Consider the following 7682-nt stretch of genomic DNA (forward strand, 5'->3'; position numbering starts at 1 on the left):
CCGATGCGCTGGCGCAAGCACTACTGAAGATCGTCTCCCATCCGGAGATGGCGCGGTAGAACGCCTCCACCTCCGGCATCGTGTAGCCCTTCTTCCTCCAGGCCTTCTCGGGCCGGGCAGGGGGGACCTTCAAGCCCAACGTCGCGTCCTGCGCTGGCGAGAGGACGGCCTCCACCTCGCGCAGAAACGAGAAGAAGCTCTTGAGGGCGATGATCCGGTGCTTCCGGGCGGTGGGCCTCTTCGCCAGCTCTCGCTTGAACTCCTGGAGCGTCACCTCACGCAGATCTTTCCCCGCGAGGGGCTCGGCCCACTGCGCCAGGTACGTGCGCAGGTTGCGCCGGTAGTGCTCTGTGCGGCCCTCGGCCTTGAGGTGGGCCAGGAAGCGGGACACCCGCTCAGCGTCCATGAGAACCGCCTCGGCCTCCGCCTTCTCGGCGGCCTCGGCTTTTGTCAGGTAGGCGTCAGGGTCTCTCTCGAACAGTGCCAGCTCCGCCAGAGCCTCACTCTCGTTGCGTGCATCGAGCCGCCTGCTATAACGCACCCCGTTGTGCATGCGCTCCAGTTGCCAACGGGTCTTGCCGTGCCGGTCCAGGAAGGTTCGTCCCCCTGGCCATCTTCCGTTCCACTCGCGCATGGCGGTACCTTTCTGGCCGGTTACGTACCAATTACGTACCGGTCCCGAGGGCCTCGCGGTAGTCTGCGGACCCTCACCAGAAAGAACAGTGGTTTCAACAGTTTGATTGCACGGTCCCGTAGCTCAGTTGGATAGAGCGGCGGTTTCCTAAACCGCAGGCCGCTGGTTCGATTCCAGCCGGGGCCACTCCCTTTTTCCGCGGCGCGGCTGATGCTCGCGAATCTCCACAACGCCGACATCCCGCGCCCCGTCCTCGACGTCCTCCGCCGCCTTCGCGAGCTGGGGTTCGCTGTGTTCCTCGTCGGCGGCTGTGTCCGAGACATGGTCCGCGGCGTGCCTCCCAAGGACTTCGACGTCACCACCAGCGCCCACCCCCACGAGGTCCAGGCCGCGTTCAAGAAGGTCATCCCCACCGGCATCCAGCACGGCACCGTCACCGTCCTCAGCAGTGGCACCCACGTCGAGGTCACCACCTTCCGCAGCGAGGGCGACTACCACGACGGCCGCCGCCCCAGCTCCGTCAAGTTCGAGAGCGACATCACCGAGGATCTCTCGCGCCGCGATTTCACCATCAACGCGATGGCCTACGATCCCCTCAGCAAGGAACTCGTGGACCCGTTCGGTGGCCAGGCCGATCTCCAGGCTCACATCATCCGGTGCGTGCGCGATCCCCACGAGCGCTTCTCCGAGGATGGCCTGCGCCCCATGCGCGCCGTGCGCTTCGCGGCCGTGCTCGGCTTCACGCTCGAGCTCGCCACCCGGGCCGCCATTCCTCCCACGCTCCCCGTGTTCCGCAAGGTCGCCCTCGAGCGCGTCCGCGAGGAGTTCGTCAAGCTGCTCCTCTCTCCGCGCGCCGAGTCGGGCCTCGTGCTGCTCTCGGAGACGGGGCTGCTGGACGTCTTCCTCCCCGAACTGGCTCGTGCCGAGCCCGAGGCCGCACGTCTGGCCCGAGCCGCTGCCCACGCCGCCCCGGCCGAGGTGGAGCTCCGGATGGCGGCGCTGCTGGCGGATCTCATCAGTGGCCCCCAGGCCCGGGAGCTCGGCATCCGGCTCAAGTTTCCCAACAAGGCCGCCGACACCGTCGGGCTGCTCGTTGAGCACGCCGCGCTCGAGAACCGCTTGGCAGACAGCGACCCGGCGCTGCGGCGTCTGCTCGCTCGGGTGGGGCTCGGGCAGTTGGAGCCCCTGCTCGCAGTCGCGCACGCGCGCATCCAGGTGCGTGCTCCCGAGCGGCTCCCGGACTTCTCCCGGCTCCAGGAACGGCTGCGCGCTCTGGCCGCCGCGAAGCCCCCGCTGAGCGCCAAGGAGCTTGCGCTCACGGGCAAGGACATCATGGCCACGCTCGCGGTGGGGCCCTCTCCCATCGTGGGCGAGGCCACCCGATACCTCCTCGAGTCCGTGCTCGATGAGCCTTCCCTCAATCAGCCCGAGAAATTGAAGGAGCTGCTGCGAGCCTGGCAGGCAGGGAAGGGGAGCTGAACCCACCCGGGGAATGACGCCCCGCGTTCCCCTCTTCCCGGGGGAGCACAGGGGCGCTAAACCCTCATTCTGTCTGGAAGCCTTCGAGGCCCTCGTCCGCGAATCGCGCCCGGACAGGCCGGTGTGTAGGAAGGATGTCATGCGAGTCGTCGTTGCCATGAGCGGTGGAGTGGACTCCTCGGCTGCCGCCGCGCTCCTCAAGGAGCAGGGTCACGAGGTGATCGGCATCACCCTGAGGGTCTGGTCCTACGAGGGCAAGGCCCAGTGTGGCAGTTGCTGCAGCCCTGATGACATCGATGACGCGAGGGCCGTGGCGCAGACGCTCGGCATCCCGTTCTATGTGGCCAACGCCGAGGAGATCTTCAAGGACCGCGTCATCAACCCCTTCGTCCAGTCCTACCTGGGCGGACGCACTCCCATCCCCTGTGTGGCCTGCAACCGGGACGTGAAGTTCAACTATCTCCTCAAGCGCGCTCGGGCGTTGGGGGCTCGGCTCGCCACCGGCCACTACGCCCGCGTCGAGCAGCAGGGCGAGCACTTTGTCCTGCGCCGCGCCAAGGATCTCGCCAAGGACCAGAGCTACTTCCTCTTCACGCTCGGCCAGAGCGAGCTGTGCGATGTCCTCTTCCCCGTGGGAGACATGACCAAGGCCGAGGTCCGCGCCGTCGCCGAGCGCCACCACCTGCCCACCAGTCAGAAGCCCGAGAGCATGGAGATCTGCTTCGTGCCGGATGGCGACTACGCCGGCTTCGTGGAGAAGGTGGCCGGGCCGCAGCCGGGCGGGGAGATCGTCGACACCGAGGGCCAGGTGCTCGGCACTCACGGCGGCATCCATCGCTTTACCGTCGGCCAGCGGCGCGGGCTGAACCTCGGCGGCGGAGAGGTCCGCTACGTCCAGCGCATCGAGCCCGAGACGAACCGCGTCGTCGTTGGCTCGGCCACCGCCGTGGGGCGTGACTCGTTCGGGTTGCTCCAGCCGCACTGGGTGGATGCGCCGCCGCCGCCGGACCAGACCGTCGAGGTCCGCATCCGTCACCGTCACGGAGGCGCCGCGGGCCGCGTGGAGATCTCTCCGCACGGGCTGGTCTCCGTGAAGCTCGATGAGCCGGCGCGTGCGGTGACGCCAGGACAGGCCGCGGTGGTCTACGATCGAGACCGCGTGCTCGGCGGAGGCTGGATCGTCTGACCGGGCAGGAGGTGGGCATGTCGCGTCACCCAGGCATTGTGTTGATCGCGGTGCTCGCCCTCGCCGGAGGTTGCAAGAAGCCCTCGGACAAGCCCATCGCGGGGCTGCACGCCGCGGGGGCTCCGGTGCTGCGCGTCGTCGGCCAGGACAAGCGCCCCATCGCCGTGGGCTCGCACCTGCGCTCGGATGACCACATCGTGGCCACCGGCCCCGCGCTCCTCGAGTACTTCGGTGGCGGTATGCGCTTCCTCGATCGCGGGGATGAGCTCGACGTGGGAGAGCTGGACGAGGCGAAGCTGCTCGGGTCCAACCTGCCGACCCGCCGCTGGACGGAGGGCGTCGTCCAGGAGGTTCCTCCCGCGCAGCGGCTCGTGGCGGCGCGCTACACCAACATCCAGTTCACTCCGCCCTCGGCCAAGACCGACCTCACGACGTCGGACTACTTCAAGGCCTTCTTCACGCCCAACGGGATGGACAAGCTCATGTCCGCGCCTCGCCCCGAGGGGCCCGCCAAGCCGCTACCCGCGCCTCCATTCCGGCCCAAGGTGCCCTACATCCACGCGGGGCCGCTGGGGGACGGCGGGCTCGTGGCCGAGGTGAAGGACGGCTTCGCGGTGGCCGAGACGGATGATCTCGCCACGGCGGTGCTGCTCGAGGATCGCGAGATCCCCCTGGGGCGCACGGTGCGGCTCATCATCCCGCGGGGCGGCGAGGTGAAGCTCCACACCGCCGAGGGCAAGGAGCTGGAGCTCGAGGGCCCCATGGATCTGCACCTGCGCTGAGCCGCCGGGGTGCTCGGGTTCGTGTCACCCCTCGTTTGTAGAGTGAGGGGATCATGACCAAGAGCCAGCTCATCGAGTGCATCGCGGAGAAGGCCCCCCATGTCCATCCGCGGCGGATCGAGGCCATCGTCAACGCCGTCTTTGAGCAGATGACCCAGGCGCTCAAGGAAGGCGGGCGCATCGAGCTGCGCGGGTTCGGGTGCTTCGGCCTGAAGTCCCGCCGCGCCCGTGTCGGCCGCAACCCCAAGACGGGCGCTCCCGTGGCGCTCCCGCGCCGGCTCGGCGTGTTGTTCGCCGCGGGCAAGGAGCTGCGTGAGCGCATCAACCGCGTGCAGGCTCCTCCCGAGCGCCGGGCTCATGCTCCGGCCCGGGTGCCTTTCTCCTCGGTGCTGGGGCCTTCGGAGCTCACCTCGCACCCGGGGGCCTGGGGTGGGGGCTCCGTGAATTTGACCGACCCGGAGGTGGGGCGTACCTTCCAGAGCGTTGGCGCTACAGGCCGCAACACGGGATGAGTCCGGCCCGCTCGCCAGCGCACGAGGAACACCACGACCATGCGGGACGCTCATCGGATGAAGGAGAAGTTCGACGTTTCCCTCGACAACCGGCAGATCGTCAGCCTGTTGATCGCGGGGATTGTCGTGATGGGCGCCGTGTTCGTGCTCGGCGTCGTGGTGGGCAAGAAGCTCGCCGGCAACGCCCAGGCCGCCGCGGCGCCGGATCTGCTCTCGGCGCTCGATGCCAATGCCCAGGCGCTCCAGGAGGTGCAGAAGGAGAAGGAGCCGGCGCTCACGTTCCAGGATGAGCTGACCCGCAAGGGCTCCGAGCCCGTGCCAGAGCCGAAGCCCGCCAAGCCTGCGGCTGCCAAGCCGGCCCCTACCGCCGCCGCCCTGGCCGCGAAGCCCGCGCCCGCCGCCACTCCGGCTGCCAAGCCCGCGCCCACCGCCGTGGCTCCGGCCGCGCCCGCCGAGAAGCCCTCCGAGAAGCTCAGCCCCGCCGACGAGGAGCTGGCCGCGCTGGCGCAGGTGAAGCGCCCCCAGGCTTCCGCTCCCGCAACTGTGGAGAAGCCCACTGCTGCCGCGACTCCGGCCCCTGCGGCCACTCCGAAGCCCGCGCCCGTGGCTGCCGCGGCCCCTTCAAAGCCCACGCCCACCCCGGCCCCGACAGCCGTGGCCACTCCGAAGCCTGCTCCCGGGCCGGCGGCTCAGGAGAGCGTTCCCACCCGGACGGCCACTCCTGCCGCTGGCGGGCTGAAGGAGGCCATCGCTCGGGCCACCCAGCATCCCACCGAGGCCGCTCCGGGAGGAGCGTTCACTCTTCAGCTCTCCGCCTTCCAGACCCGGGAGGAGGCCGATCGCTTCGCCGCCCGGTTGCGTGACCGGGGTTATGCCCCATATATCGTCGCCGCCGAGGTGCCCAAGAAGGGCACCTGGTACCGCGTCCGCATGGGCAGCTTTCCTTCCAAGGATGCGGCCACGCGGTACCTGACGGACTTCAAGCGCGAGACCCAGCTCGATGCGTTCGTGGCCGGCACGAACTAGGGCGGGCCAGGAAGAACGAGAAGCGACAATGACGGCGACGAGGCGGGTGGAGAAGCCCTGGGGCTACGAGCTGATCTGGGCTCACACCGAGCGCTATGTGGGCAAGCTCCTGCACGTGAAGCAGGGCCACAAGCTCAGCCTGCAGTACCACAACATGAAGGACGAGACGATCCACGTCCAGAGCGGCAAGCTGCTCTTCGTCGTGGATGAGGGCCACGGGCTCATCGAGAAGGAGATGAACCCGGGCGAGAGCTACCACATCAAGCCGCTCATGAAGCACCGCATGGTGGCCCTCACCGACTGCAACATCCTCGAGGTCAGCACCCCTGAGCTGGAGGACGTGGTCCGGATCGAGGACTCGTACGGGCGCGTCGGCACCAGCAAGCCGTAGCTGCCGTGCCCGGGTGCAGGCCCTCTCCCCACTGGCGAGGGCCTCCCGCGCGGCCTACTGGGAGTTGGGGTTCTTCGACCAGCGATCCACCTTGCCGTCGCCGTCCAGGTCATCGCCGATGCGATCCACCTGGCCGTTCTCCCAGTACTCCCAGTTGTCCACCTTGCCGTCGGCGTTGGTGTCGCGCTCCTTGCGCGCCAGCTTGCCCTTCTCGTAGTACAGCCACTCGTCCGTGCGGCCGTCGCCGTTCACGTCCCGCTCGGTGCGCACGTTCACGCCCTTCTCGAAGTACAGGACCGAGTCCACCTTCCCGTCGAAGTCCTGGTCCATCGCCTCGCGCACCTTCTCCTCGTGCTCGTCGAAGTACTGGGTGATGTCCACCCGGCCGTCCCCGTTGAAGTCGATCTCCTTGCGCACCTTGCGCTCGCGCGGCTGGCCATCCGGACCCTTGTCGTCCACGTAATACGTCCACACGTCCGGCTTGTTGTCCCGGTTGAGGTCCAGCTCCTTCACGTGCTCGTTCTTCGCGCGCTCGGGCCGGATGGGCTCCCTGGCCGCCGGTGAGTTCCCGATGGGATCCGCCTGGAGGGGAGCCCGTTTCGCGGCCTTGTCTCCCGAGCAGCCCACCAGCACGGCCAGGGCCCAGAGACCCACGTAAGTCCACGATTTCATTGATGACATGCCTGCCCTCGGAGGGATCGAGCAGCGGGCCCAAGGCGGGCCCGGCCAGTTCCTTCACCGGCCACGTCATTCCATATACCTTCACATATCGCCATGGCTCGAAAGAAGATCAGCACCACCATCTACATCACCCCCGAGCAGAACGAGCGCCTCAAGGCGCTGAACCAGAAGACCAAGGTGCCCGTGGCCGAGTACATCCGGCAGGGGATCGATCTGGTGCTCGACAAGTACAAGGCGCAGTTGCCCGGGCAGGCCACGTTCGACGAACTGACCGAGTGAGGCGCCCGTGACGGCCATGCGAGGCAAGCGGGCGGTGGTGCTTGGGGGAGCGGGCTTCGTGGGCTCCCACCTGTGCGAGCGGCTGCTGGACGACGGCGCCGCCGTGGTTGCGGTGGACAACTTCCTGACGGGCGCCGAGCAGAACCTGCGCACGCTGCGCGGCCGGCCCGGGTTCGAGTTCCTCAAGCAGGACATCGTGGAGGGGCTCTCGGTCGAGGGGCCCCTGGACTACGTTTTCAACCTGGCCTCTCCCGCCTCGCCCATCGACTACGCGCAGCTGCCGCTGGAGACGCTCCGGGTGGGCTCCATCGGCACGGAGAATGCGCTCAAGCTGGCCGAGGCCAAGGGCGCGGTGTTCCTCCAGGCCTCCACCTCCGAGGTGTATGGAGATCCGCTGGTCCACCCCCAGCACGAGGGCTACTACGGCAACGTCAACCCCATCGGGCCGCGCGCGGTGTACGACGAGGCCAAGCGCTACGCCGAGGCGATCACCTCCGCCTACGCACGCGTGCGTGGAGTGAAGACGCGCATCGTCCGCATCTTCAATACCTATGGGCCGCGGATGCGCCTGAACGATGGCCGAGTGGTGCCGGCCTTCGTGGGCCAGGCCCTGCGCGGCGAGGACTTCACCCTCTTCGGGGATGGGAAGCAGACACGCTCGTTCTGCTACGTGAAGGATCTGGTGGACGGGCTGGTGCGGCTGGCCCTGTCC

The 7682-nt window shown here is 68.2% G+C and carries 9 protein-coding genes, 1 tRNA gene and 1 pseudogene; 9 read left to right on the forward strand and 2 right to left on the reverse strand.

The features are described from left to right. Nucleotides 1-634 (reverse strand): annotated as a pseudogene (locus ACJ8AT_RS13060) (hypothetical protein); the annotation flags it as partial. A 112-nt stretch (nucleotides 635-746) separates the two neighbouring features. Here ACJ8AT_RS13060 and ACJ8AT_RS13065 point away from each other — a divergent pair. From ACJ8AT_RS13065 to ACJ8AT_RS13095, 7 genes are all read left to right on the forward strand, one after another. Beyond that, nucleotides 747-820 (forward strand) — tRNA-Arg (locus ACJ8AT_RS13065). 24 nt (nucleotides 821-844) lie between these two features. Then, nucleotides 845-2113 (forward strand): CCA tRNA nucleotidyltransferase, encoded by a 1269-nt coding sequence (locus tag ACJ8AT_RS13070; RefSeq protein WP_407738035.1) that lies wholly within the window; start codon nucleotides 845-847, stop codon nucleotides 2111-2113. 139 nt (nucleotides 2114-2252) lie between these two features. Further along, entirely contained in the window at nucleotides 2253-3299 is a 1047-nt protein-coding gene (mnmA, locus tag ACJ8AT_RS13075) for a tRNA 2-thiouridine(34) synthase MnmA (RefSeq protein WP_407738036.1), read from the forward strand. Between the two features lie 17 nt (nucleotides 3300-3316). After that, a complete protein-coding gene (locus ACJ8AT_RS13080; protein WP_407738037.1) occupies nucleotides 3317-4081 on the forward strand; it encodes a hypothetical protein in 765 nt (254 codons plus the stop codon). A 53-nt stretch (nucleotides 4082-4134) separates the two neighbouring features. Next, entirely contained in the window at nucleotides 4135-4593 is a 459-nt protein-coding gene (locus ACJ8AT_RS13085; RefSeq protein ID WP_407738038.1) for an HU family DNA-binding protein, read from the forward strand. Nucleotides 4594-4632: 39 nt separating this feature from the next. Further along, on the forward strand, nucleotides 4633-5619 hold the full coding sequence (locus ACJ8AT_RS13090) for an SPOR domain-containing protein (protein WP_407738039.1): 987 nt from the start codon (nucleotides 4633-4635) through the stop codon (nucleotides 5617-5619). A 28-nt stretch (nucleotides 5620-5647) separates the two neighbouring features. Continuing rightward, entirely contained in the window at nucleotides 5648-6010 is a 363-nt protein-coding gene (locus tag ACJ8AT_RS13095) for a cupin domain-containing protein (RefSeq protein WP_407738040.1), read from the forward strand. Between the two features lie 54 nt (nucleotides 6011-6064). Here the strand turns inward: ACJ8AT_RS13095 and ACJ8AT_RS13100 are convergent, their stop codons facing one another. Continuing rightward, on the reverse strand, nucleotides 6065-6682 hold the full coding sequence (locus tag ACJ8AT_RS13100; RefSeq protein ID WP_407738041.1) for a hypothetical protein: 618 nt from the start codon (nucleotides 6680-6682) through the stop codon (nucleotides 6065-6067). Nucleotides 6683-6784: 102 nt separating this feature from the next. On the opposite strand from ACJ8AT_RS13100, the gene ACJ8AT_RS13105 reads away from it, so the two are divergent. Next, nucleotides 6785-6970, forward strand: a complete 186-nt coding sequence (locus ACJ8AT_RS13105) for a ribbon-helix-helix domain-containing protein (protein WP_224246170.1) — start codon at nucleotides 6785-6787, stop codon at nucleotides 6968-6970. 16 nt (nucleotides 6971-6986) lie between these two features. After that, nucleotides 6987-7682 (forward strand): NAD-dependent epimerase/dehydratase family protein (locus ACJ8AT_RS13110; RefSeq protein ID WP_407738042.1); only part of this gene is annotated, 696 nt, incomplete at its 3' end.

This window comes from Hyalangium sp. (genome assembly GCF_045802625.1).
GTDB lineage: Bacteria > Myxococcota > Myxococcia > Myxococcales > Myxococcaceae > Hyalangium.